We start from the raw sequence: 24,803 nt of genomic DNA, 5'->3' as shown, positions 1-24,803 counted from the left end.
CGTGAAGATTAGTTACCCGCGAGCCGCTTGCGGATCGACTCCGCGTACGACGCGTTGATCAGATCGATCGCCACCAGCGTCCGCGGCAGCAGTTCCGACTCCGTCGTCATCGCCCGGAACAGGAACTCGACGGTCACCTCGTGCCCGGGCCGCGACAGCACGGTGACCGGGTCGCCCGCCCGGACCGACCCCGGCTCGACGACCCGCAGGAACGGACCCGGCCGCGCGGCCCGCGTGAAGCGCTTCACCCAGCTCTTCTCGTCCAGCCACTCCGCGAAGGTCCGGCACGGGATCCGGGGCGAGGTCACCTCCAGCACGACCTCACCGACCCGCCAGCGCTCCCCGATCAGAGCGGCGTTCACCTCCACGCCGACCGTCGTGAGGTTCTCCCCGAACACACCGTTCGGCAACGCCCGGCCCAACTCCGTCTCCCACCCATCGAGGTCCTCCCGGGCGTAGGCGTACACCGCCTGGTCGTCCCCGCCGTGAAAACGCCGGTCGAAGACGTCGTCCCCCGCCAGCCCGCTGCCCGCCACACCCTGCGGACCGGGCGCGGACACGCTCACCGGGCCCTCGACGGGACGCTTGTCGATCCCGGTGACCCCGGGATCGGAATAGTCGACCTCAAGCGGTCGGGCAAGGTTCACTGACAGGAGTCGCGACATGTAATGCACCTTACGTCTGCGACGGGCTTTGGGGCCGGGATCCGATGGCTCAGGGGCGGAAGCAAGTCGGCACCCGCCGTCCGCACGCGGAGAGCCGAGCCGGACCCCCCCACAAGCCCGCCGCAGGCGAACCGTCACATCCCGCCGAGCACGTCCAGCGCCCGGTCGACATCAGCCGACGAGTTGTACACATGGAAGGAGAACCGCAGGTTCCCCGCCCGCGCGGAGACCTGGATCCCCGCCCCCGCAAGCCGGTCCGCAGCGACCCCCGGCAGCGCCGGCACTGCAACGATGGCCGAGCCGTCGGCCCCGCCTCCGCCCGGCCGAGCCGGAATCGGCGTGTGGCCCAGTGCCGAAACCCCCGCCCGGAACCTGGCGGCGAGAGCCACGTCGTGGGCGTGGATGGCGTCGACGCCCAGTTCTTCGATGAGCGCGAGCGACTCGGCGGTGGCGACGAAGTCGAGGAAGGCGGGGGAGGTGTCGAACTGCCGGGCGGAGGCGGCGAGGTCGGTGATGGGGCCGTAGCACTCGCCCCAGGGATCCTCGCCGGCGTACCCGCCGGCGAAGGCGGGGGAGAGCCCGTCCTCGGCGCCGGGGCGGACGGTGAGGAAGGAGACGCCGTGCGGCCCGAGGAGCCACTTGAAGGCGCCGCACACGAGGTAGTCGAAGTCGTCGGCACACAGCGGCAGCCATCCGGCGGCCTGGCTGGCGTCGATGAGGGTGCGGGCGCCGTGCGCGGCGGCCGCGGCGCGGATCGCGGGGAGGTCGGCGAGGCGTCCGTCGGCCGATTGGGCGGCGCTGACGGCGACGAGCGCGGTGCCGGGCCGGACGGCACCGGCCAGTTCCGCCAGCGGGGCGATGCGGAGGGCCAGGTCCTTACGGGCGGCGAACGGGTTGACGAGGGAGCTGAAGTCGCCGTCGGCGACGAGCACTTCCGAGCCCGGCGGCAGCTGTACGGCGATCTTTCCGACGATGCCGGAGACGGTCGAGCCGATGGCGACCCGTTCGACGGAGGTGGCCAGCAGCCGGGCGAAGGACGCGCGGGCGGCGCCGACGGCGGCTTCGTACCGCGGGAAGGAGGGCCGTCCGGCGGCCCAGTCGTCGATGGCCAGCCGCAGGGCTTCGGCCGTTCGGGTGGGTGGCAGTCCCACGGAGGCGGTATTGAGGTAGGTCGTGCCCGGTGCGATCGCGGAGAACGCGTCGCCCCCCAGGCTCGGTGCGCTCTGCGCACCCTGTGCACTCTGCGGGTCGTGCGCGTCCGGCGCGTCCGGCGCGCTCAGTAGGGAGTCCATGCCTCTTGAGCCTGCCGTCCCGCGGCCTCAAAGTCCATTGCCAATATCTTCGAGGTACCTCCAAGCATCGCTTATGGTTTAAGGATGATCGAGGCACGTCATCTCAGGGTGCTCCGCGCGGTGGCGAGGACCGGTTCGTTCTCCGCCGCCGCCCGCGAGCTGGGCTGTACCCAGCCGGCCGTCAGCCAGCAGATGAAGGCGCTGGAGCTGACCGCCGGCACCACGCTGCTCATCCGTACCGGTCGTGAGATGCGGCTGACGGAGGCGGGCGAGGCGCTCGTCAGGCATGCGGCCGGGATCCTGGCGGGGCTGACAGCCGCCGAGGAGGAGGTCGCGGCCATCGCGGGGCTGCGGGCCGGGCGGGTGCGGCTCACGTCGTTCCCGTCGGGCAGCTCGACGCTGGTGCCGAACGCGGTCGCCGGGATGCGCGCGGCGCACCCCGGCACGAAGGTCTCGCTGGTCGAGGCGGAACCGCCGAAGTCGGTGGAGATGCTGCGCGCGGGCGACTGCGACATCACGCTGGCGTTCCGGTACGTGGACCTGCCGACTCCGTCGGAGGAGCAGTGGGACGACCTCGTCGTACGGCCATTGCTGACCGACCGGCTGGTCGGCCTGGTCCCGGACGGGCACCGGCTCGCGGCCGGGGACCGGCCGGTGCGGATCGAGGAGCTGGCGGAGGAGGAGTGGATCGCGGGCTGCCCGCGCTGCCGCCGCCATCTGGTGGAGGTGTGCGAGCGGTCGGGGTTCACCCCGCGCATCGATTTCGCGACGGACGACTATCCGGCGGTGGTGGGTCTGGTCGCGGCCGGTCTCGGCGTGGCGGTGCTGCCCGAGCTGGCGCTGGAGGCCGTACGCCCCAAGGGGGTCGCGGTGCTGGAGGTGCTCCCGGCCGTGCAGCGTGAAGTGGTGGCCCTCACGCTGCCCGACCTGGCTCAGGTGCCGGCCGTGGCCATGATGCTCGGACGGCTGGCGCAGGCGGGCCGACGTTAGGCGTTGCGCGCCCTTCGGCCGCGCTGTCCTCAATCGCCGGGCGGGCTGAATCCAGCCGGTCCCTGGCCCGCCGGATCAATGCGGTCACCGCAAGCCCGGGGCCGGACCGGCCCGACGACGCCACGGCCGCATGGCCGGACGCCCCAGGGTCGTAACGAGCCCTGGGCCCCGGGGTCCACAGCCCCCGGAGCCCAGGGCGGCTCTCAGCCCCGTCCGGCGCCCGTTGCAGACCGGGCCGGACGGCCCCCGGCGCGGGCGTACGTCCGACGCAGGAGAGACCCGGAGACCGGGAGAGAAACGATTCTTCAGTTGGGCTGCATGGTGAGCAGCCGATGCCGCGAGCGGCCCATCATTTCTTCGCGCTCGTCCTCCGTCAGCCCGCCCCACACTCCGTAGGGCTCCCGGACAGCCAATGCGTGCGTAGCGCACTCCGCGCGTACCGGGCAGCGCATGCAGACCTCTTTCGCAGAGGCCTCACGAGCACTCCTGGCGGCGCCGCGCTCACCTTCTGGGTGGAAGAACAGGGAGCTGTCGACGCCGCGGCAAGCCGCGACGAGCTGCCAGTCCCAGAGATCCGCGTTCGGGCCCGGAAGGCGGGAGAAGTCTGCCATTGCTCATCCCCTCGAAGGGTGTGTTGAGGAGCCAGGTGCTGTCGACCGTACATCTACTGTCGAAGTAGATGTAAATATGACTCATCACAAATTTAGCCGTGAATACCGTGTAGCGCGCCAAAGAGCATCCAAATAGTGCAAACTCCGACATGGGACCCGTTCGGCGGGATGCGTGTCCGGCAGGTGGGCGCGCGAAGTGCTTCCGGGGGCGTGTCAGTGCACCCTGTCGACCTGCGATGTGGCTGCTCCGTATCTGCTCACTCACGTAGAGTGCTGGCTACGGCAGCCAAACTCCGTAACTCTTTCGAGTGAGGGTCGTTGAGAGTGCGGAAGTGGTTGGCGGACGAACGATTCGGGCAAGTGCCCGACGCCGTCAGCCCCAACGGTGAAGTTTCGTACAGCCTGGAGGCTCAACGTGACGCGGTTCAGCTGCGGAGGGCGGTCATGACTTCCGTCCTCGTCTGTGACGACTCCCCGCTTGCCCGAGAGGCCCTGCGGCGCGCGGTGGCAACCGTGCCCGGTGTCGAGCGCGTAACTACCGCGGCCAACGGCGAGGAAGTCCTCCGCCGGTGGGGCGCCGATCGCTCGGACCTCATTCTCATGGACGTCCGGATGCCCGGCCTCGGCGGTGTCGAGACCGTGCGCCGGCTGCTCTCCGCGGACCCCGGTGCCCGCATCATCATGCTCACCGTCGCCGAGGACCTGGACGGCGTGGCGCTCGCCGTCGCGGCCGGTGCCCGGGGCTATCTGCACAAGGACGCCTCGCGCGCCGAACTGCGGGCCACCGTCACCCAGGCGCTCGCCGACCCGACCTGGCGGCTGGCGCCGCGGCGGCTGCGCTCCGCCGAGATGGGCGCCGCGCCGACGCTGACCGCGCGGGAGATCCAGGTGCTCGAAGGCATGAGCCACGGACGGTCCAACGCCGAGATCGGCCGCGAGCTGTTCCTCTCCGAGGACACCGTCAAGACCCACGCCCGGCGGCTGTTCAAGAAACTCGGCGCATCCGACCGGGCCCACGCCGTGGCGCTCGGGTTCCGCTGGGGTCTGGTCCGCTAGGCCGTGTCCGGCCGATCAGGCAGTCAAGGCGGCGTCCGACGCGGTGCATTGCAAGACGCCGAAGCGCGTGCACAGTGGTTCTATTCGGGCGTTTCGGCGACGCCGCGGGGTGCCGTGTCAGGCGGCGAAAAGGCCGTTCATGATCGGCCGGACGCGGCCTGGGTCACCGGGCCGTGAGCTGCGGGCTGACGGGTGGAGTCGCCCCGCTCGTACCGGTTTCCCGAGCGAGGACGCATGCTTGACGTATGGACTTCCTCGGGGATCGGCGGGCGGGGCAGCGGGGGGACGCGGTGAAGGCGGCCGGTGCCCCCGCTCATAACGCTTCGGTGCACAAGGACTCACGCGATGCGGCAGAAAGTCCTGCGGCCATGCACCATGGACCGATGCGAGACGAGGCCAACGGCGACAACGCAGCCTTCGGCGCCCTCGTCCGCCGTGCGGTCGATGGTGACGAGCAGGCGACCCATGACCTGCTGGCCCTGGTACACCCGTTGGCCGAGCGCTACTGCCGCGGCCGGCTGTCCCGGCTGCCCGGTGATGCTCGTCACTTCGTGGACGACCTCGCTCAGGAGGTCTGCCTCGCCGTACTGTGCGCGCTGCCGCGCTATCGCGACCAGGGGCGGCCCTTCGAGGCGTTCATCTTCGCCATCGCCGCCCACAAGGTCGCCGATCTGCAACGGGCCGCCATGCGCGGCCCCGGCAGCACCGCCGTGCCGTCCGACGAGATGCCGGAGAAGCCGGACGACTCCCTCGGCCCCGAGGAACGCGCGCTGCTCAGCAGCGATGCGGCCTGGGCCAAGAAGCTGCTCGCCAACCTTCCCGAGCACCAGCGCGAGCTTGTCCTGCTCCGGGTGGCGGTCGGCCTCACCGCCGAGGAGACCGGCCAGGTGCTGGGGATGTCCCCCGGCGCCGTACGGGTCGCCCAGCACCGCGCCCTCAGCCGGCTCCGCGCCATCGCGGAGGAGTCGGCCGAGGCCTCGGCCGGCGGCGATCCCCGCGGCCTCAGCGCGTAGACCCGCGGCTTCAGCGCGTAGACCCGCGGCTTCAGCGCGTAGACCCGCGGTCTCGGCGCGTAGACCCGCGGTCTCGGCGCGTAGACCCGCGGTCTCGGCGCGTAGACCCGCGGTCTCGGCGCGTAGACCCGCGGTGATCCGGGCGATCCCGGAGGTCTCAGCACGAAGCGGGGAATGCCGGCGAAGTCCACTAGCATTGAACAACTCGCCGGGCAAGACCATTGGGAAGGTGTCATGACTCTGAACGCCGCAGGGGTACCCGAGAAATTCGCGATGCTCGGCCTCACGTATGACGACGTGCTGCTGCTGCCCGGCGCCTCCGAGGTGCTCCCGAACCAGGTCGACACCGCCTCCCGGATCTCCCGCAACGTCCGGGTCAACATCCCGCTGCTGTCCGCCGCCATGGACAAGGTCACCGAGGCGCGGATGGCCATCGCCATGGCCCGTCAGGGTGGCGTGGGCGTGCTGCACCGCAACCTGTCCATCGCGGACCAGGTCAACCAGGTCGACCTGGTGAAGCGGTCCGAGTCCGGCATGGTCACCGACCCGATCACCGTGCACCCGGACGCGACGCTCGCCGAGGCGGACGCGCTGTGCGCCAAGTTCCGCATCAGCGGTGTCCCGGTCACCGACGCCGCGGGCAAGCTGCTCGGCATCGTCACCAACCGCGACATGGCCTTCGAGAGCGACCGCTCGCGCCAGGTGCGCGAGGTCATGACCCCGATGCCGCTGGTCACCGGCAAGGTCGGCATCTCCGGCGTGGACGCCATCGGCCTGCTGCGCCGCCACAAGATCGAGAAGCTTCCGCTGGTCGACGACGAGGGCCGGCTCAAGGGTCTGATCACCGTCAAGGACTTCGTCAAGGCCGAGAAGTACCCGCTCGCCGCCAAGGACGCCGAGGGCCGGCTGCTCGTCGGCGCCGCCGTCGGCGCCAGCCCCGAGGCGCTGGAGCGCGCCCAGGGCCTGGTCGCGGCAGGGGTGGACTTCCTGATCGTGGACACCTCGCACGGCCACAACAGCAACGCGCTCAGCTGGATCTCCAAGATCAAGTCGAGTGTCTCCGTGGACGTCATCGGCGGCAACATCGCCACCCGTGACGGCGCCCAGGCACTGATCGACGCCGGCGCCGACGGCGTCAAGGTCGGCGTCGGCCCCGGCTCCATCTGCACCACCCGGGTGGTCGCCGGCATCGGCGTCCCCCAGGTCACCGCGATCTACGAGGCGGCCGTGGCCTGTCAGGCCGCGGGCGTCCCCGTCATCGGCGACGGCGGCCTGCAGTACTCCGGCGACATCGGCAAGGCCCTCGCGGCCGGCGCCAACACCGTGATGCTCGGCAGCCTGCTGGCCGGCTGTGAGGAGAGCCCTGGCGAGCTGCTCTTCATCAACGGCAAGCAGTTCAAGTCGTACCGCGGCATGGGTTCGCTCGGCGCGATGCAGTCCCGCGGCCAGGGCTTGTCCTACTCCAAGGACCGTTACTTCCAGGCCGAGGTCTCCTCCGACGACAAGCTCGTCCCCGAGGGCATCGAGGGCCAGGTCCCGTACCGCGGTCCGCTCTCCGCGGTGCTGCACCAGCTGGTCGGCGGGCTCCGCCAGACCATGGGCTACGTGGGCGCCGCCAGCATCGACGAGATGGCGACCAAGGGGCGCTTCGTGCGGATCACCTCCGCGGGCCTCAAGGAGAGCCACCCCCACGACATCCAGATGACCGTCGAGGCGCCGAACTACCACGGCCGCTGACCGGTGACAGGACCTCTGCCGGAGCCCGCAGACCGATGGGTCTGCGGGCTCCGGCCCACGACCTGGTGCGTGATAGGCGGCGGGCCCGCGACGCCAGCTACGGCACCTCGCAGCGTTAGCGAAACACCCGAATAGAACCACTATGCGGGTGCTCCGCTGCCTTGGCGATGCACCGCATCTGACGCCGCGGTCTGATCCACCGCCTATCGCGCACCAGGTCGTGACCCGCTCGGGGATACTGGGCGGGTAGACCAGCGAAGAAGGGCCAACAGTGACTGAGATCGAGATCGGGCGGGGCAAGCGCGGCCGCAGGGCGTACGCATTCGACGACATCGCCGTCGTCCCCAGCCGCCGCACCCGGGACCCGAAGGAGGTCTCGATCGCCTGGCAGATCGACGCCTACCGCTTCGAGCTCCCCTTCCTCGCCGCCCCGATGGACTCCGTGGTCTCGCCCGAGACCGCGATCCGCATCGGAAACCTGGGCGGCCTGGGCGTGCTCAACCTCGAGGGCCTGTGGACCCGGTACGACGACCCGGAGCCACTGCTCGCCGAGATCGCCGAACTGGACGAGACGGCCGCGACCGCCCGCCTCCAGGAGATCTACGCGGCGCCGATCAGGGAAGAGCTGATCGGGCAGCGCATCAAGGAGGTGCGTGACGCCGGTGTCGTCACCGCCGCCGCGCTCTCCCCGCAGCGCACCGCGCAGTTCTCCAAGGCCGTCGTCGACGCGGGCGTGGACATCTTCGTCATCCGCGGCACCACCGTCTCGGCCGAGCATGTCTCGGGCTCGCACGAGCCGCTGAACCTCAAGCAGTTCATCTACGAGTTGGACGTGCCGGTCATCGTCGGCGGCTGCGCCACGTACACCGCCGCGCTGCACCTGATGCGGACCGGCGCCGCCGGTGTGCTGGTCGGCTTCGGCGGCGGCGCGGCGCACACCACGCGCGCCGTGCTCGGCATCCAGGTCCCGATGGCCACGGCCGTCGCTGATGTCGCGGCCGCCCGCCGCGACTACATGGACGAGTCCGGCGGCCGGTATGTGCATGTGATCGCCGACGGCGGCTTCGGCTCCAGCGGCGACCTGCCGAAGGCCGTCGCCTGCGGCGCCGACGCCGTGATGATGGGCTCCCCGCTGGCCCGCGCCACCGACGCGCCGGGCCGCGGTTTCCACTGGGGCATGGAGGCGGTCAACCCGGAGCTTCCGCGCGGCAAGCGGATGAACCTGGGCACCGCCGGGACGACCGAGGAGATCCTGCTCGGCCCGTCGCACGCGCCGAACGGCTCGATGAACTTCTTCGGCGCGCTGCGCCGTTCGATGGCCACCACGGGCTACTCGGACCTGAAGGAGTTCCAGCGCGTCGAGGTGACGGTCTCCCCGGCGCACCAGCGCTGACAGCCGGACACACGGAAGGGCCCGGACCGCATCGCTGCGGTCCGGGCCCCTTCACGTTCGCTCAGCTGTGGTCAGCCCGCGACGCGCTTGGCGACGACGAAGCCCTCCACGCCGGCAATGCCGAAGAACAGGATGTCCATGCCGCCGAGCGATTCCTTCCATGCCTGCTGCACGATGTCGAAGTGATCGGTGAGGATCGTCATGATGCCAGGGGCGTCGGGAGAGGCGCCGAGCAGCAGCGTGATGCCGAAGATCTGGCCCAGGTACACGCCGAGCAGGGCGAGCGGGATGCCGATGACCGGCAGGACCGGATTGCGGCCGCCGGCCTTGCCGAGCGCCGCGCCGACGAGCGCGCCGACGGCGAGAGCCGCGTAGCCGATCTCGTGCTCGGTCGCCTTGATGATCCCGCCGTACGCCGCCGCCGCGACAAGCATCACCACGACGCCCGCCAGGATGCCCAGGCCCACATTGCTGCGGGCCGGCGGCAGCGGTGCGGGCGGCGGGTAGCCGCCGCCGAAGCCGCCCGGCTGCTGCGGGAATCCACCCGGCTGCTGGTAGCCACCCTGCGGCTGCTGCTGCCCGTACTGCGGCTGCGGCTGCTGCTGGCCGTAGGGGTTGCCGCCCTGCGGCGGCGGTGGGTACGACTGGCTCATGGTGGGTCCCCCGGGGATGGAAGGTGTCGGATCGCACGAGAGTGCGGCGTGCGAACAATTGGCCCCGAAGGCTAGCAGTCAGGTGTGACAGTCGGACAAGCCGTTTCGAACGGCCGTTACGCGACCGCTACCCGGCCGCTACAACCGGGCGGCCGCGCCGACGGGGGTGGCGCCGCGGGTGTCGAGGAGCAACTGGGCCTTGACCGCGAGACCTTGGAGGTCGTAGGTGCGGTGGTGCTGGAGGAGCAGGGTCAGGTCCGCGTCGGCGGCCGCTTCCCAGAGCGAGTCGGCGCGGGGGATGGGGCGGTCGAGGACACGCCATTCGGGGACGTACGGGTCGTGGTAGCAGATCTGCGCGCCCAGTTCGATGAGCCGGGAGCCGATCTCCCGGGCGGGGGCGTTCTCCTGGTCGGCGAGATCGGCCTTGTAGGTGACGCCGAGCAGGAGGACGCGGGCGCCGCGCAGTGACTTGCCGTGTTCGTTCAGCAGGGCGGCGGCGCGCTGCACGACGTAGCGCGGCATCCGCCCGTTGACCTCCTGCGCCAGCTCGACGATGCGCAGCGGATAGCCGGGCGTGCGGGCCCGGGTGGCGACGTAGTTGGGGTCGAGGGCGACCCCGGGGCCGCCGACGCCGGGGCCGGGCCGGAACGCCTGGAAGCCGAACGGTTTGGTCTCGGCGCAGCGGATGACGTCCCACAGGTCCACGCCGACGTCATGGCAGAAGACCGCCATCTCGTTGGCGAAGGCGATGTTGACATGCCGGTAGTTGGTCTCCAGCAGCTTCACGGTCTCGGCCTCGCGCAGTCCGCGGGCGCGGACGACACGTTCGACGAAGCGCCCGTAGAACGCGGCGGCCGCCTCGGTGCAGGCGGAGGTGTAACCGCCGATGACCTTGGGGGTGTTGGGGATGTGGTGGTCGCGGTTGCCGGGGTCGGAGCGGCTGGGGGAGTACGCGAGGTGGAAGTCGCGGCCGGCCCGCAGGCCGGATTCCTCCAGGATCGGGAGGAGGAATTCCTCGGTGGTGCCCGGGTAGGCGGTGGACTCGAGGACGACGGTGGTGTGCGCCCGCAAGTGGGTGGCGAGCGCCCGGGCGGAGGCTGCCACGGCGGTGAGATCCAGGGCGCGGTCGGCCCCGAGCGGGGTCGGGGCGCAGATCACGGCGGTCCTGACCCGGCCGAGTACGGAGGGGTCGGCGGTGGCGCGGAATCCCGTGGCGAGCATCCGGCGGATGTCGGCGGCGGCGAGGGTACCGGCGGGCACCCGGCCTGCGTTGATGTCGGCGGCGGTGTTCTCGTCGGCGTCGTAGCCGATGACGCCGATTCCGGCGGCGGCGGCCGCTTGGGCGAGGAGGATCCCGGCGCGGCCGAGTCCAAGGACGGCGAGGTCTGCGGGCATGGGGGGTCAGTCCTCTCCCTAGGGCCTGTCCGGCCGATCACGAACGGCCCCTCCGCCGCCTGGCACGGCCCCTCGCCGCGTTGCCGAAACACCCGAATACAACCGTGTATGCGGGTGCTCCGGCGCCTTGCGAGGCACCGCACCAGACGACGTTTGGACCGCCCATGATCGGCCGGACAGGCCCTAGCGCCACGAACGTCTTCAAAACAGGCTAACCAGACATAAGGCTGATATGACTGCACGGCGCGCCGACGCCACGGACGTACTCGGACGTAGAAGGGTGGCTGTCGGACCACGTGACGGTCACTATCGACTGACGGGGCGCGCGCACGGCTCCACAACAGGAGGCACGAATGCGGACGACAACACTGGGGCCGGCCGAGCGCGAGGCGGCGCTCGCCCGGATGGCGGAAGAGGAACTCGACATCCTGGTCGTGGGCGGCGGTGTGGTCGGCGCGGGCACCGCGCTCGACGCGGCGACCCGCGGGCTGTCGACCGGCCTGGTCGAGGCGCGGGACTGGGCGTCCGGCACCTCCAGCCGGTCCAGCAAGTTGATCCACGGGGGCCTGCGCTACCTGGAGATGCTCGACTTCACCCTCGTGCGCGAGGCGCTCAAGGAACGCGGGCTGCTGCTGGAGCGGCTCGCCCCGCACCTGGTGAAGCCGGTGCCGTTCCTGTACCCGCTGAAGCACAAGGGATGGGAGCGGTTCTACGCCGGATCCGGTGTCGCGCTGTACGACGCCATGTCGTTCTCCTCCGGGCACGGGCGCGGGCTGCCCGTGCACCGCCACCTGACCCGTAAGCACGCCCTGCGGGTCGCGCCCGCCCTGAAGAAGGACGCCCTGGTCGGCGCGCTGCAGTACTACGACGCACAGATGGACGACGCGCGCTTCGTCACGACGCTGGTCAGGACGGCCGCCGGGTACGGTGCGCAGGTCGCCAACCGGGCGCGGGTGACCGGCTTCCTGCGCGAGGGCGAACGCGTTGTCGGTGCCCGGGTGCAGGATGTGGAAGGAGGAGGGGAGTACGAGGTCCGGGCCCGGCAGGTGGTGAACGCGACGGGGGTGTGGACGGACGACACGCAGGCGCTGATCGGCGAGCGCGGGCAGTTCCACGTCAGGGCGTCCAAGGGGATCCACCTGGTCGTGCCGAAGGACCGCATCCACTCCTCGTCCGGCCTGATTCTGCGGACCGAGAAGAGCGTGCTCTTCGTGATCCCGTGGGGACGGCACTGGATCATCGGCACCACCGACACCGACTGGGATCTGGACAAGGCGCACCCGGCCGCGTCCAGCGCCGATATCGACTACCTGCTCGAGCACGTCAACTCGGTCCTCGCCGTACCGCTGACCAGGGATGACGTACAGGGGGTGTACGCCGGCCTGCGGCCGCTGCTGGCCGGTGAGTCGGACGCGACGAGCAAGCTCTCCCGCGAGCACACCGTGGCGCACCCGGTACCGGGACTGGTGGTCGTCGCGGGCGGCAAGTACACGACGTACCGGGTGATGGCGAAGGACGCGGTCGACGAGGCGGTCCACGGGCTGGATCACCGCGTGGCGGAATGCATCACGGAGGAGGTGCCGCTGGTCGGAGCCGAGGGCTATCACGCGCTGTGGAACGCGCGGGCACGGCTGGCGGCCCGCACGGGGCTGCACGTCGCCCGCATCGAGCACCTGCTCAACCGGTACGGCGCGCTCGCCGAGGAGGTCCTGCAACTCATCGTGGACGACCCGTCGCTGGGCGATCCGCTGGCCGCAGCCGAGGACTATCTGCGGGCCGAGGTCGTCTACGCGGCCTCGCACGAGAGCGCCCGCCATCTCGACGACGTGCTGACCCGGCGTACCCGCATCTCGATCGAGACCTTCGACCGCGGCACCCTCAGCGCCCGCGAGGCCGCCGAGCTGATGGCACCCGTCCTGGGCTGGGACAAGGAGCATCTTGAGAAGGAGGTCGAGCACTACCAGAAGCGCGTCGAGGCCGAGCGCGAGTCGCAGCGCCAGCCCGATGACCTGACCGCGGACGCGGCACGGCTGGGGGCGCCGGATATCGTGCCCCTTTAGGGTCTGTCCCGCCTACCCGACCCGGATCGGCCGGACAGGCACCAGCCCATCGGGGGAGCAGAAGGGGCGCATGGTGTCTGATCACGCTGACGCAGGACGACTCGTGGCCGGCCGGTACCGGCTGGTGGAGCGGATAGGCCGCGGCGGCATGGGCACGGTGTGGCGCGCGGAGGACGAGCTGCTCGGCCGCCAGGTGGCGGTCAAGAAGCTGCATCCGCCGCAGCCCCATCTGCACGAGGACGAGCTCGCGACCATCTTCGAACGCACCCGCCGTGAGGCCCGCGCCGCCGCCCGGATCAGCCATCCGAACGTGATCGTGGTGCACGACGTGGTGGACGACGCGGGCCTGCCGTCCATCGTCATGGAGTACGTACCGTCCATGACCCTCGGCGAAGTGCTGAAGAAGGACGGCGCGCTGCCGCCCGAGGAGGCCGCGCGGGTCGGCCGCGGGATGGTCGCCGCGCTGCGGGCCGCGCACCGCGCCGGCGTGCTGCACCGCGATGTGAAGCCGGGGAACGTGCTGCTCGGTGAGGACGGCCGGGTGGTGCTCACGGACTTCGGCATCGCCCAGGCGTCCGGCAACTCCACGCTCACCCGCACCGGCGAGCTGATCGGCTCGATCGACTTCCTCTCCCCGGAACGCATCAAGGGCCTCCCTCCCGGACCGGAGGCCGACCTGTGGGCGCTGGGCGCCACCCTCTACCAGGCGGTGGAGGGGCGGTCGCCGTTCCGCCGGGACACCGCGATCGAGACCGCGTACGCCATCTCCCAGGACCCGGTGCTGCCCGCCCTCAACGCCGGGCCGCTGGAGCACGTCATCGCCAGGCTGCTCGCCAAGGAGCCGAGCGAGCGGATGTCGGCCGAGGACGCCGAGCGGCTGCTGCGGCTGCCGGCCGCCGAGGCGGACACGACACGGTTCGCGAGCCGCCGTTCCGCGACCCCTTCGCCTTCCTCGGGGGCTTCCTCGGCTTCCCCGGCCGGGTCCCCGACCCTGTCCCCGAATGCGCCGCACCCCGAACCGGCGCCCCTGACCGCCTCGGTGACGGTCGGCCACGGCGCGGACCACGGCGCCCACCACGGCGCGGGCCCGGGCGACGGCGCTCGCACCGGCACCCTCACCGGAGCCCGCGCCACCGCCCCTCCTCGCCGGCGGCGCAAGGCGTCCTGGCTCATCGCGGCGCTCACCGTCGTCGCCGTCGCGGCCGGCGGCACGCTGGCCTTCGCGCACTTCCGGGACGGAAGCGGCTCCACGACCGGCTCCGGGACGCACACGGCGGGGCCGCCGGTCACCGCGACGCCCAGCCCCTCGCCGTCCACGACCGCCGCCCCGCCGCCGCTGCCCAAGAACTACCGGCTGGTCACGGAGACCGGGCAGGGCTTCTCCGTTCCCGTACCGAAGGGCTGGAAGCGGTCGGTGGTGGACGGCTCGGTCAACTACATCGATCCCACCGGTCTCGTGGGGCTCAAGTTCAACGTCCTGGACTACGCGAGCCCCGACCCGGTCGCGCATTTCACGTCACTGGAGTCCGTGATGCGCACCAAGCTGGACGGCTACCACCAGGAGCGGATGCAGCCGACGTCCGTATTCGGACAGAAAGCCGCCATATGGCAGTTCACGTTCAAGGGCAGCAAACGTGACTATCGGGCTATAGACCTCGGTTTCGGGAAGGAGGGCGGACGTGAGTACGCCATCTACCTCTCCGCCCCCAAAGCCCAATGGGACGAGTACAAGCCGGTGTTCGACAACGTCGTGGCCGGATTCCGGCAGTCCACGCAGTAGCCCGGGTTCGCTTCGCAGGCCTCCGGTCGGCGATGATGGGACCCTCATCACCAGTGACCGCAGGGGAATTCATGGGCCAGGCGCAAGGCACCGACGGACGTCTCCTCGCCGACCGGTACCGGCTCGGCGAGGTCCTCGGCAAGGGCGGCATGGGTACGGTCTGGCGGGCGGAGGACGAAACGCTCGGCCGGACCGTCGCCGTCAAGGAGTTGCGCTTCCCCGGCAATGTCGACGAGGACGAGAAGCGCCGGCTGATCACCCGCACGCTGCGCGAGGCGAAGGCCACCGCCAGGATCCGGGGCACCGGCGCGGTCACCGTGTTCGACGTCGTGGAGGAGGACGACCGGCCGTGGATCGTCATGGAGCTGGTCGAGGGCCGCTCGCTGTCCGACGCGATCCGTGAGGACGGCCCGCTGACGCCCAAGCGCGCCGCCGAGGTCGCCCTGGTGGTGCTCGATGTGCTGAAGGCCGCGCACAAGGAGGGCATCCTCCACCGCGACGTCAAGCCGTCGAACGTCCTCATCGCCGACGACGGCCGCGTCGTGCTCAGCGACTTCGGCATCGCCCAGATAGACGGCGACCCCTCCGTCACCTCCACCGGCATGCTCGTCGGCGCCCCCTCGTACATCTCGCCGGAACGCGCCCGGGGCCAGAAGCCGGGCCCCCCGGCGGACCTGTGGTCGCTCGGCGCGCTGCTGTACGCGTCGGTCGAGGGCCGCCCGCCGTACGACAAGGGCTCGGCCATCGCCACCCTGACCGCGGTCATGACCGAGCCGGTCGGCCCCATGGAGAACGCCGGCGCGCTCGCCCCGGCCATTCGCGGCCTGCTCATCAAGGACCCGGAGCAGCGCCTCGACGACGCGGGCGTCCGCACCTTGCTCACGGGTGTCGCGAACGCGCCGCAGCGGCCGACCGCCCCGGCGTTCGACGAGGCCTCCGCCACCCGCGTGATCGTGCTTCCCCCCGACCCGCAGCCCACCCCGACCGACGCGCCGCCCGCCGCGCGCAAGGCCGCCGCCGACCAGGCCAGGGTCCGCAACGCGCTGCGCTCGGTGCGCGGCGCCGCCTCGGCCGCCAGACCCGCCGCGGTCGTCAAGGCGGCGAAGGGGTCCAAGCCGAAGCCGGCCGCCGAGCCGGGCGAGCCCGCCGTCGCGGCCTCGGCGCCCCGCGCCTCGATCACGGACGTCGTCCCGCGCCGGGTGCTGATCATCGCCCTCGTCGCGGTGGCCCTCGCCGTCCTCGGCACCGCGATCGGCTTCGCGCTGGCCAACGCGGGGGACGGCGGCAAGTCGCCCGACTCCAAGCCCGGTTCCTCGGCCTCCAACCCGGGCGCGGTGGGCGGCTCCAAAGCGCCGGCCTCCCCGTCGAAGGGGACCACCGGCACCCCCGGCCAGCAGCCGTCGACGAGCGCGGGTGCGGGCGGGACCGCGAACCCGCCGCCGGGCGGGACCGACAGCAAGGTGCCGGCCGGCTTCACCGTCACGAAGGCCGGCCACTTCTCCATCGCGCTGCCCGCGGGCTGGAAGAAGACCGGCAGCGCGGGCGCGGACAGCTTCATATTCAGCGCCGCCGGCGGATTCCCGCGCGTGCAGATCGACTTCACCGACCAGCCGGGCTCGGACGCGGCCGCCGCCTGGCACAGCGACGAGTCCGCCGTCAGCTCCTCCAGCCGCGACTACCGGTCGCTGGGGATCCAGAACGTGGCTTTCAACGGCTACCGCACCGCGGCCGACTGGAACTTCCTGCGGACCGAGAGGGACGGCACCAGGGCCCGCGTTCAGAACCGCGGGTTCGTCGTCGATGACCACCGCGGCTACGCCATCATGTTCTCCGCGGCCGCCGACCAGTGGGACACGGCCGCCATCGCCCAGATGCGCCAGGCGTTCTTCCTCACCTTCAAGCCGCTCTGAACCGATCCGGCCGCTCAACTGATCTGGCCCGAGCGGGTCACGGGGCACGCCTCCGGCACGTATCGTGAAAGCTCGCGGACTGTCCGCACCCAGATTCCATCCGGACCGGACCGGATCTGACGCTTTTGGGGAGGCGTCGTGGACGAATACGCGGGTCGCGTACTCGCCGACCGCTACCGCCTGCCCCGGCCGCCCGCGGATGAGTACGAACTGGTCGAAACTCGCGCCTTCGACACGTACAGCGGCCAGGAGGTGCTGGTCCGCCAGGTGCTGCTGCCGGAGATCGTCAGCGCCGAACTCGTCAGCGCGGAACCGCCCGGAGACGATCAGGGCCGCGCGCAGCGTGACCGTCCCAACGACAGCGCGCTGCGCGCCCTGGACGCCGCGCGGGCCGCCGCCGCGATACCCGACCACCCACGCCTGGTGCAGGTCTTCGACATCTTCGTCGAGGACGGCAGCCTGTGGATCGCCAGCGAGTTGGTCAACGCCCGCCCGCTCGCCGCGTTACTCGTCGACAAGCGGCTCGGCGCCTACCGCGCCGCCGAGGTCGCCTCGGACGTGCTCGCCGCGCTGCGCGTGCTGCACGCGTACGGCTGGACCCACCGCAATGTCACCGCCAGCACCGTCCTGGTCTGCGACGACGGCCGCGCGATGCTCTCGGGCCTGGCGGCCGGCGCGGCACAGGAGGCGCTCTGCGGCTACGACCCGGTCCCGGCCGAGGTGATGGCCGGGGGAGCCGGCACCGGCTGGGGCGGACCCGATTCGGCGCTGGAGCAGGAGCGGGCCCGGCAGGCCCGTATCACCGTCGTCGGCCCGGTCACCGAGCGCTGGGCGCCCGAACAGGCCACCCCCGTCCATGAGAACTGGCAGCTCGCCCCGCCCGTCGGCCCCGCGGCCGACCTGTGGGCGCTGGGATCGCTGCTCTTCCGCAGCGTGCAGGGCCACCCGCCCTTCCCCGAGGAGAGCACCCCCGAACTCGTCCAGCTGGTCTGCGCCGAGCCGCCCGCCTTCGCCGAGGAGAGCGGACCACTGCGCCCCATCGTCGAGTCGCTGCTGCGCCCCGATCCCGAGGAGCGCCCGGACTTCGAGGAACTGGAGGGCTGGCTGCGCTCGTTGATCCGGTCCGCGCCCGAGCCGGAACTGGGCCTGCGTACGGTGTCGGTGCCGACGGATCCGCGCAAGCTGCCGATCGTCCGGCGCCGGGGCGAACTGGTCCGCCGCCGCAGGTCCGCCGCTGCCTCTGCATCTGCTGCCTCCGCCGATTCGTTGTCCGGTATGAGCCACCGGCGCCATGCGCGGACGAAGCAGGACCGGCCGGCCCGGCAGTCCGGCCAGGTCAGGCAGACGCAGACGAAGACGCGGCCGAAGACTCAGCAGCGCGCCCCGCGCAGGCTGGGCGCGCGGCTGCTGATCCTCATCCTGCTGCTCCTGGCCGCGGTGGTGCTGTACGCCCTGGTGATCATGCCGCGCAACGACCCGTCCAAGGACGGCAGCCACTCCGGCACGACCACCCACACGGTCCCCGCGCAGATGCCGGGATCCGGCTCGGACAACAAACCGGACAGCACGTCCCCGACCACCCCGGCGACGAAGGCCCCGACCACGCCGCCCAGCACCCAGCCCCCGGCGACGTCCGCCCCTCCCGGCACCGATCTCGGCGGCGACTTCGCGCTCCGCAAGGACGACGCGGGCTTCACCGTCGCCGTGCACACCGGCTGGCAGCGGCTCGGCAAGAACGCCCAGAACCAGGTCCGCTACACCGGCGGCGACTTCCAGCTGATCGTGGTCCCCGGCCGCGACCCGGTCTCCGACGCGGGCGCCGACCCGATGGCCTACCAGTCGAACGAACCCGAACTGGCGCCCTTCCGCGCCTCCCAGTGGGCCTCGGCCGGCGGCCTCCGCACCCTCGACATGGGCGGCTCGGCCGCCGCCGAGGGCGAATACAGCTGGCGCGACGCCAACGGCCACCAGGTCTACGCCCGCAACCTCGCGATGATCCGGGACGGCAAATACCACCTGATCCTGGTAACCGGCCCGGACAACCAGCGAGCCGACGTCCAGCGCCTCTTCGACAAGGCCGCGGAGACCTACACCCCGACGAGCTGACCCGCTACCGTCCGAACTCGCCGTCGGCAACGCCCCGACCGAAAGCGGCCCACTCGGCGGGACTGAACCGGAGCCTGGTGCAGCACAGCTTCGCTGATCACCGCCCACACCTGAATGGGGTTGTCCCTGGTCAGCCGCTCCTGCCGTGCGATACGTGCCTCGACGAACCGGTCGATCTCGTCGGGGTCTTCCCAGGCCCCACACCCAACCGCCAGCGCACGCGCGTAGTCCAATGTCTGGAAGAGGCCGGGCAGCACGGTGAGTTGATGGGTACGCACATGAGTGGCCACGTCCTCCAGGGCGACATACTCCACTTGCTGCCGCAGCTCTGGGTGCTGGATGGCTGGGTCTCCCGTACCGCGCCGCTGGCCGTGCGTTTCACCGAGGGGTTCGAAGCGAAGTACGGCTACGAGCCGGACGACAACGAGGTCCTGCCCGGGGCGGACTCCCCCGAGACCTCCCGGTTGGAGGCGTCCGGGGTGCCGGGCGATCTCGTGACGCTCAACCGCCATGTCGCACGCGTCGATCTTCCGGACCTTGAGAACGGATACTTCATCCATCCTGCCGAGCACACAGCCCGCGGGCTCGACGGGGACCAGCCAACCCGTATCGAAGGGCCCCACGCGGACGGCATCGTCGTCTTCGGCTCGGACGGCGGCGGCGCGCTGTTCGCGCTGAGCACCAGCGACGGCTCCACCGTCTACCGGCTGCCGACCGCGCGTATCGAAGGCGCCGTGTACGAGGAAGGCCCTCTCGGCCGCGAGGTCGTCTCCTGGAGCGTGCAGGACTTCTTGGTCCATCTGCAGCGGGAGCTCGAAAGCGCGATCTGACGGGCGGAATGCGCCGGGTCGATCAGCGGACTGAGCCGCGGGCACGTGCGGCATGATGGACCGCATGGCGAACGACGGGGGAAATGCCGGGTCCTCGGCTCCGCGGATGCCCGGGCCGATCGCCGGGCGTTACCGGATCACCGGGCGGCTGGGCCGCGGCGGCATGGGGACCGTGTGGCGGGCGACGGACGAGTTGTTGGACCGGCAGGTCGCGGTCAAGGAGCTGCATTTCAGCGAGGGGCTGTCGGAGAGCGACGAGCAGCTGTACCGGGACCGCGCACTGCGGGAGGCCCGCAGTGTGGCGCAGATCCGGCATCCGCATGTCGTCGTCCTGCACGATGTGGTCGAGCAGGACGGCCGGCCGTGGATCGTGATGGAGCTGATCGACGGCCGGTCGCTGGCCGATGTGCTCGCCAAGGACGGCCCGGTGGAGCCGCGCGAGGCGGCCAGGATCGGGGCCGCGGTGGCGGGCGCGCTGCACGCCGCGCACGAACGCGGGGTGCTGCACCGGGACATCAAGCCGGCGAACGTACTGATCGAGCGGGACACCGAGCGGGTCGTGCTCACCGACTTCGGGATCGCGCGGGTGTCGGGGAGCACGACGCTGACCGAGGCCGGGGTGTTCGTCGGTTCGCCCGAGTACACCTCGCCGGAGCGGATGTCCGGGGCGACGGCGGGACCGGAGTCGGACCTGTGGTCGGTGGGTGTGCTGCTCTGCGCGTCCGTGGAGGGGCAGTCGCCGTTCCGCCGCGATTCGATCGGCGGGGTGCTGCACGCCGTCATCTACGACGACATCCGCCCGCCCGCCAGCGCGGGCCCGCTGCTGCCGGTGGTCTCCGCGCTGCTGGAGCGCGACACCGGGCGCCGGATGGGAGCGGTCGCGGCGGAGTTGTGGCTGCGTACGTACGCCGAGACCGGCGAGGCCACCGGGACGGGACACGTCCCGACCGTCACCCAGGACACCCCGATTCCACCGGATCCCACCCTGGGCCCGACCCCGAGTCCGGATCCGACCCCGCCCCTGACCCCGGCCCCGTTCCCGGCCGCGCCCCCCGAGGGCAGGAAGTCCCGCAGGGGACCGCTGGTGGGCGCGCTGCTCGCGGTCGTCGTCGGGGGCGGCGTGGCCGCCGCCGTGCTGGCGATGACCGACGGCGGCCAGGACAGCGCGAACACCGCGGCGAAGCCGGTGCCGCCGGCCTCCTCGTACCCGCCGCCGCTCTCGCGCACCGCGCCCCCTTCCACGAGCCCTGACCCGAGCTCTGCCGCGGTTCCGGCCGGATTCCGTACCGTCACCGACACGTCGGGTTTCTCGGTCGTGCTGCCCCAGGGCTATGACCGTGTCGTCGATCCGCCCCGGATCTACTACTACTCGGCGGGCAAGGAGTTCCGGTTCGGCGTCCGCAATGAGATCCCGGACCCGAAGGGCCCGCTGGCGGTGATGACCGCGCAGCACCTCGGAGGCGCGAGCGCGTACAAGGGCTACCGGGACGGGTTCATCACCCGGACCACGGAGAACGGACAGCCCGCCGCGCTCTGGGAGTTCACCTGGGACGGCTACCCGGGCGGCGGCGCGCGCCGCCCGTTCGACCTGTGCTGGACCGAGAACGGGCGGCAGTACGACATCTGGGTCTCGTCGCCGGTGGAGAAGTCGGAACAGGGGCGTCACACCTTCGATACGGCGCGGGACACGTTCACGCCGCGCTGACATGATGCGGTCATGACCATCAACGGGGGATCGGCGGACGAACCGACGAGCTTTGAGCCGACGAGCTACGGGCTGAAGCCGCCCGCGCCCACGCCACGCGAAGTGCCGGCGGCACGCGAACTACCCGCGTCCAGCGAAGTGGCGGCGTCGCGTGAAGTTCCCGAACCTCCCGAAGTGCCCCAACCCCGTACCGAGACCGTCACCCAAGCCCAAACTGACGCCCCAGCCCCAGCCTCCGCCCCCGCCCCCGCCGCCGAATCCGACGCAGGCCGGCTGGTCGGCGGTCGGTACCGGCTGCTGGAGCGGCTCGGCTTCGGCGGCATGGGCACCGTGTGGCGGGCCCGTGACGAGGTTGTCGACCGCGACGTGGCCATCAAGGAGCCACGTATCCCCGACCACTTGAGCGCGAGCGAGCGCGCCACCGTGTATCTGCGGATGCAGCGCGAGGCGCGTGCCGCGGCCCGGATCGACCACCCGTCGGTGGTGACCGTGCACGATGTGGTGACCGAGGGCGAACGGCCCTGGATCGTCATGGAGCTGGTGCGCGGCCGTTCGCTGGCCGAGGTCCTGGAGGAGGGCACGCTGCCGCCGCGGGAGGCGGCCCGGATCGGCCTCGCCGTGCTGGGCGCGCTGGCCGCCGCGCACGAGGCGGGCGTGCTGCACCGCGACGTCAAGCCCGCGAACGTGCTGCTGGGCCGGTACGACCGGGTGGTCCTCACCGACTTCGGCATCGCGCATGTGGAGGGCGAGGCCAAGCTCACCGAGACCGGCGCCTTCATCGGATCGCCGGAGTACATCGCGCCCGAGCGGGTGCTGGGGCAGCGTCCCGGGCCCGAGTCGGACCTGTGGTCGCTGGGCGTGGTGCTGTACCAGGCGGTCGAGGGCGTATCGCCGTTCCGCCGCCAGACGACTCCCTCGACGATGCAGGCGATCCTCCTCGCCGAACTGCAGCGCCCCGCCCACACGGGGGCGCTGACCGAGCTGGTGACGGGGCTGCTCCGCAAGGAGCCCTCGGCCCGGCCCACCGCCGTACAGGCGGAGGAGGCGCTGCGAGCGGTGGCGCATCCGAAGCCGCAGGCGCGCACCGCGCTGATGAGCGAGGCGGTACGGGGAGCCAACGGCGCCGGCGACGGCACCCGGCCGCTGCCCGCCCGGGTGCTGCGCACCGTGCGGACCAGCCGCAGGGCCCAGCTCGGGCTGGGCGCCGTCGCGCTGGCCGCCGTCCTGGCGGTGCTGTACACCGTCGTGGATCCGTTCGGCGGCGGCGGGCCGCCCGCGGGTTACAAGGCGTACGACGAGACGCGGATGGACGCGGCGCTCGCCGTACCGGCCCGGTACGTGCGCAGCGCCGACGACGGCGCGGTGACGTTCACCGATCCCGACAAGGTGTTCTCGGTCAAGTTCAGCAAGGCGGCCGGGGTGAAGGACAGCGCGCTGACCTCGGCGAACGCGTCGCTGGCCTGGTACAAGGCCGGCGGTCAGCAGAACTACTCCAGAACGGTCGACAACGCCGACGGAAAGGTGCTGGAGGACAAGCAGCAGGGCAGGGACGCCGCCGTGCTCGATGTCGGCTATACGGATCTCGGCGACCAGGCGAAGCCGTCGATGCGGCTCCTGGAGCTGTATGTGCTGAGCGGGAAGGGCGACCGTTATGTGCTCACGGTGGAGATGCCCGCGGCCAAGGAGCAGTCCGCCGAGGGGAAGCGGATCTTCGACAACGTGAAATCGAACCTCGAGATCACAAGTCTCTGAACCTCGACAGCGCAAATCTCTGAAGCTCGAGATCACCAGTTTCTGAGCTGCGACATCACAAGTCCCTGAGCTGCGAAAACCAAGACGACGCCAGCGATCACTGGCTCAATTGTGCGCGTCACGTGAAAAGTAGCTACTGATGGGTACCCAGCGGGTGCCCATCGGCCGTAATCTCGCCGATATGACGGACTCGCTCGGCACCACGCGCCCCACCGACGGCAACCCGGCGGCACCCACCACCGCCCGGGGAGCACAGGACGTCGTCACCCCCGACCTCGTCGCGCGGCTCACGCGTGGCGTCATCGGCAGCGGCCGGACCAGCAACCACACCCCCCTCACCGGCGAGAAGCTCGCCGACCTCCCCGAGGCCACCCCGGACGAGGTCGCCACCGCCTTCGAGCGCGCCCGCGCCGCCCAGCACGCCTGGGCGGCCACGCCAGTACGGCAGCGCGCCGCCGTACTGCTGCGCTTCCACGACCTGGTCCTCAGCCGCCAGAGCGAGGTCCTCGACCTCATCCAGCTGGAGACCGGCAAGGCGCGGCTGCACGCCCACGAAGAGGTCCAGGCCGTCGTCATGGCCGCCCGCCACTACGGGCGCAAGGCCCCCGCCTACCTCAGGCCGAAGGGCCACGGCGGCGCCATTCCCGTCCTGACCAAGGTGGTCGAGCTGCGCCAGCCGCGCGGTGTCGTCGGGCAGATCGCGCCCTGGAACTACCCCTTCGAGCTGTCGGTCGGCGACGCGCTCCCCGCCCTCGCCGCGGGCAACGCCGTCGTCATGAAGCCCGACACCGAGACCGCGCTCACCGCCCTGTGGGCGCGCGAGCAGCTCATCGAGGCGGGGCTGCCCGCCGACGTCTGGCAGATCGTCCTCGGCGAGGGCCCGGTCATCGGCCCCGCCATCGTCGAGCACGCCGACTACGTCTCGTTCACCGGCTCCACCCGCACCGGCCGCGACGTCGCGCAGCGCGCCGCCGCCCGGCTGATCGGCGTCTCGCTCGAACTCGGCGGCAAGAACGCGATGCTCGTGCTGCGCGACGCGGACCTCGACAAGGCCGCGGAAGGCGCCGTCCGCGGCTGCTTCGCCTCCGCCGGGCAGCTGTGCATCTCCATCGAGCGGCTCTTCGTGGACGAGTCGGTCGCCGACGCCTTCCTGGAGAGGTTCGCCGCCCTCACCAAGGCCGTGAAGCTCGGTACCGCCCTCGCCTTCGGCGCCGGAATGGGCTCGCTCGCCGGTGAGCGCCAGCTGGAGACCGTCAGCCGGCACGTCGAGGAGGCCCGCTCGAAGGGCGCCACCGTGCTGGCCGGCGGCCGTCCCCGCCCGGACATCGGCCCCTACGTCTACGAGCCGACGATCCTCGACGGAGTCGAGTCGCCGATGTCGGTCTGCACCGAGGAGACCTTCGGCCCGGTCGTCTCCATCTACCGCTTCCGGGACGAGGACGAGGCCGTCGAACGCGCCAACGCGACCCCGTACGGCCTCAACTCCAGTGTGTGGACCAAGGACACCCGCCGTGGCGCGCGCATCGCCGCGCGGCTGCGCTCCGGCACCGTCAACGTCAACGAGGGCTATGCCTCCGCCTACGGCAGCGTTCAGTCCCCGATGGGCGGCATGAAGGACTCCGGCCTCGGCCGCCGGCACGGCTCCGAGGGCATCCTCAAGTACACGGAGGCCCAGACCGTCGCCACCCAGCGACTGCTGCCGATGGCCCCCTCCCTGGGCATGGACGACGAGAAGTACGCAGCCTTCATGAGCCGGTCGCTGCGCGTGATGAAGGCACTGCGCCTGCGCTGACCCGCTCAGGCCGCGACCGATACCAGAAGGCAGTTCGAAGGAAGTACGCAGGCAGTTCGCTGG

Annotated in this window: 19 protein-coding genes; 13 read left to right on the top strand and 6 right to left on the bottom strand. The window is 71.3% G+C overall.

The annotated features are described in order from the left end of the window. Positions 1-8 precede the first annotated feature (8 nt). Positions 9-665 (bottom strand): MOSC domain-containing protein, encoded by a 657-nt coding sequence (locus QMK24_RS03400; protein ID WP_283463544.1) that lies wholly within the window; start codon positions 663-665, stop codon positions 9-11. Between the two features lie 134 nt (positions 666-799). Then, positions 800-1,957, bottom strand: coding sequence for an aminotransferase class V-fold PLP-dependent enzyme (locus QMK24_RS03395; RefSeq protein WP_283463542.1), 1,158 nt, complete (start codon positions 1,955-1,957; stop codon positions 800-802). Positions 1,958-2,041: 84 nt separating this feature from the next. Here QMK24_RS03395 and QMK24_RS03390 point away from each other — a divergent pair, with 84 nt between their 5' ends. Further along, a complete protein-coding gene (locus tag QMK24_RS03390) occupies positions 2,042-2,947 on the top strand; it encodes a LysR family transcriptional regulator (RefSeq protein WP_283463540.1) in 906 nt (301 codons plus the stop codon). Positions 2,948-3,252: 305 nt separating this feature from the next. Here QMK24_RS03390 and QMK24_RS03385 read toward each other — a convergent pair whose 3' ends face one another. Continuing rightward, positions 3,253-3,558 (bottom strand): WhiB family transcriptional regulator, encoded by a 306-nt coding sequence (locus QMK24_RS03385; RefSeq protein WP_283463538.1) that lies wholly within the window; start codon positions 3,556-3,558, stop codon positions 3,253-3,255. 444 nt (positions 3,559-4,002) lie between these two features. Here QMK24_RS03385 and QMK24_RS03380 point away from each other — a divergent pair, with 444 nt between their 5' ends. The 4 genes from QMK24_RS03380 to QMK24_RS03365 all read left to right on the top strand — a co-directional run bounded on the left by QMK24_RS03380 (position 4,003) and on the right by QMK24_RS03365 (position 8,757). After that, positions 4,003-4,614, top strand: coding sequence for a response regulator transcription factor (locus QMK24_RS03380; protein WP_003948568.1), 612 nt, complete (start codon positions 4,003-4,005; stop codon positions 4,612-4,614). A gap of 383 nt (positions 4,615-4,997) precedes the next feature. Further along, the gene (locus QMK24_RS03375; protein ID WP_283463536.1) at positions 4,998-5,627 is read left to right on the top strand and encodes a sigma-70 family RNA polymerase sigma factor; all 630 of its coding nucleotides are present in this window, start codon (positions 4,998-5,000) and stop codon (positions 5,625-5,627) included. Between the two features lie 234 nt (positions 5,628-5,861). After that, a complete protein-coding gene (gene guaB, locus QMK24_RS03370) occupies positions 5,862-7,364 on the top strand; it encodes an IMP dehydrogenase (RefSeq protein ID WP_283463534.1) in 1,503 nt (500 codons plus the stop codon). Between the two features lie 271 nt (positions 7,365-7,635). Continuing rightward, positions 7,636-8,757: a GuaB3 family IMP dehydrogenase-related protein gene (locus tag QMK24_RS03365; RefSeq protein ID WP_283463533.1), complete on the top strand. Its 1,122-nt coding sequence runs from the start codon at positions 7,636-7,638 to the stop codon at positions 8,755-8,757. A 71-nt stretch (positions 8,758-8,828) separates the two neighbouring features. Here QMK24_RS03365 and QMK24_RS03360 read toward each other — a convergent pair whose 3' ends face one another. Both QMK24_RS03360 and QMK24_RS03355 read right to left on the bottom strand, forming a co-directional pair. Continuing rightward, positions 8,829-9,410, bottom strand: coding sequence for a hypothetical protein (locus QMK24_RS03360; protein ID WP_283463532.1), 582 nt, complete (start codon positions 9,408-9,410; stop codon positions 8,829-8,831). A gap of 138 nt (positions 9,411-9,548) precedes the next feature. After that, positions 9,549-10,805, bottom strand: coding sequence for a nucleotide sugar dehydrogenase (locus QMK24_RS03355; protein WP_283463531.1), 1,257 nt, complete (start codon positions 10,803-10,805; stop codon positions 9,549-9,551). Between the two features lie 353 nt (positions 10,806-11,158). Between QMK24_RS03355 and QMK24_RS03350 the strand changes: the two genes are divergently transcribed. From QMK24_RS03350 to QMK24_RS03335, 4 genes are all read left to right on the top strand, one after another. After that, the gene (locus tag QMK24_RS03350; protein ID WP_283463530.1) at positions 11,159-12,865 is read left to right on the top strand and encodes a glycerol-3-phosphate dehydrogenase/oxidase; all 1,707 of its coding nucleotides are present in this window, start codon (positions 11,159-11,161) and stop codon (positions 12,863-12,865) included. 70 nt (positions 12,866-12,935) lie between these two features. Further along, positions 12,936-14,645, top strand: a complete 1,710-nt coding sequence (locus QMK24_RS03345) for a serine/threonine-protein kinase (protein ID WP_283463529.1) — start codon at positions 12,936-12,938, stop codon at positions 14,643-14,645. A 71-nt stretch (positions 14,646-14,716) separates the two neighbouring features. After that, positions 14,717-16,555: a serine/threonine-protein kinase gene (locus QMK24_RS03340; protein ID WP_283463528.1), complete on the top strand. Its 1,839-nt coding sequence runs from the start codon at positions 14,717-14,719 to the stop codon at positions 16,553-16,555. A 138-nt stretch (positions 16,556-16,693) separates the two neighbouring features. Next, a complete protein-coding gene (locus QMK24_RS03335; protein WP_283463527.1) occupies positions 16,694-18,661 on the top strand; it encodes a serine/threonine kinase C-terminal domain-containing protein in 1,968 nt (655 codons plus the stop codon). On the opposite strand, the gene QMK24_RS03330 is transcribed toward QMK24_RS03335, so the two are convergent. Beyond that, entirely contained in the window at positions 18,643-18,918 is a 276-nt protein-coding gene (locus QMK24_RS03330; protein WP_283463643.1) for a Scr1 family TA system antitoxin-like transcriptional regulator, read from the bottom strand. The two genes, QMK24_RS03335 and QMK24_RS03330, sit on opposite strands and share 19 nt — an antisense overlap. A 9-nt stretch (positions 18,919-18,927) precedes the next feature. Between QMK24_RS03330 and QMK24_RS03325 the strand changes: the two genes are divergently transcribed. The 4 genes from QMK24_RS03325 to QMK24_RS03310 all read left to right on the top strand — a co-directional run bounded on the left by QMK24_RS03325 (position 18,928) and on the right by QMK24_RS03310 (position 24,740). Further along, entirely contained in the window at positions 18,928-19,491 is a 564-nt protein-coding gene (locus tag QMK24_RS03325) for a hypothetical protein (RefSeq protein ID WP_283463647.1), read from the top strand. A gap of 64 nt (positions 19,492-19,555) precedes the next feature. Next, positions 19,556-21,196, top strand: coding sequence for a serine/threonine-protein kinase (locus QMK24_RS03320; protein ID WP_283463526.1), 1,641 nt, complete (start codon positions 19,556-19,558; stop codon positions 21,194-21,196). Between the two features lie 12 nt (positions 21,197-21,208). Then, positions 21,209-22,948, top strand: a complete 1,740-nt coding sequence (locus QMK24_RS03315) for a serine/threonine-protein kinase (protein ID WP_283463525.1) — start codon at positions 21,209-21,211, stop codon at positions 22,946-22,948. 181 nt (positions 22,949-23,129) lie between these two features. Beyond that, positions 23,130-24,740: a succinic semialdehyde dehydrogenase gene (locus QMK24_RS03310; RefSeq protein WP_283463642.1), complete on the top strand. Its 1,611-nt coding sequence runs from the start codon at positions 23,130-23,132 to the stop codon at positions 24,738-24,740. The last annotated feature ends 63 nt before the right edge of the window (positions 24,741-24,803 follow it).

It is taken from the genome of Streptomyces sp. PH10-H1 (genome assembly GCF_030063355.1).
In the GTDB taxonomy this organism is placed as follows: Bacteria; Actinomycetota; Actinomycetes; order Streptomycetales; family Streptomycetaceae; genus Actinacidiphila.
The sequence above is the reverse complement of the archived record's forward strand: the minus strand, read 5'-3'. Positions and strand labels throughout refer to the sequence as shown.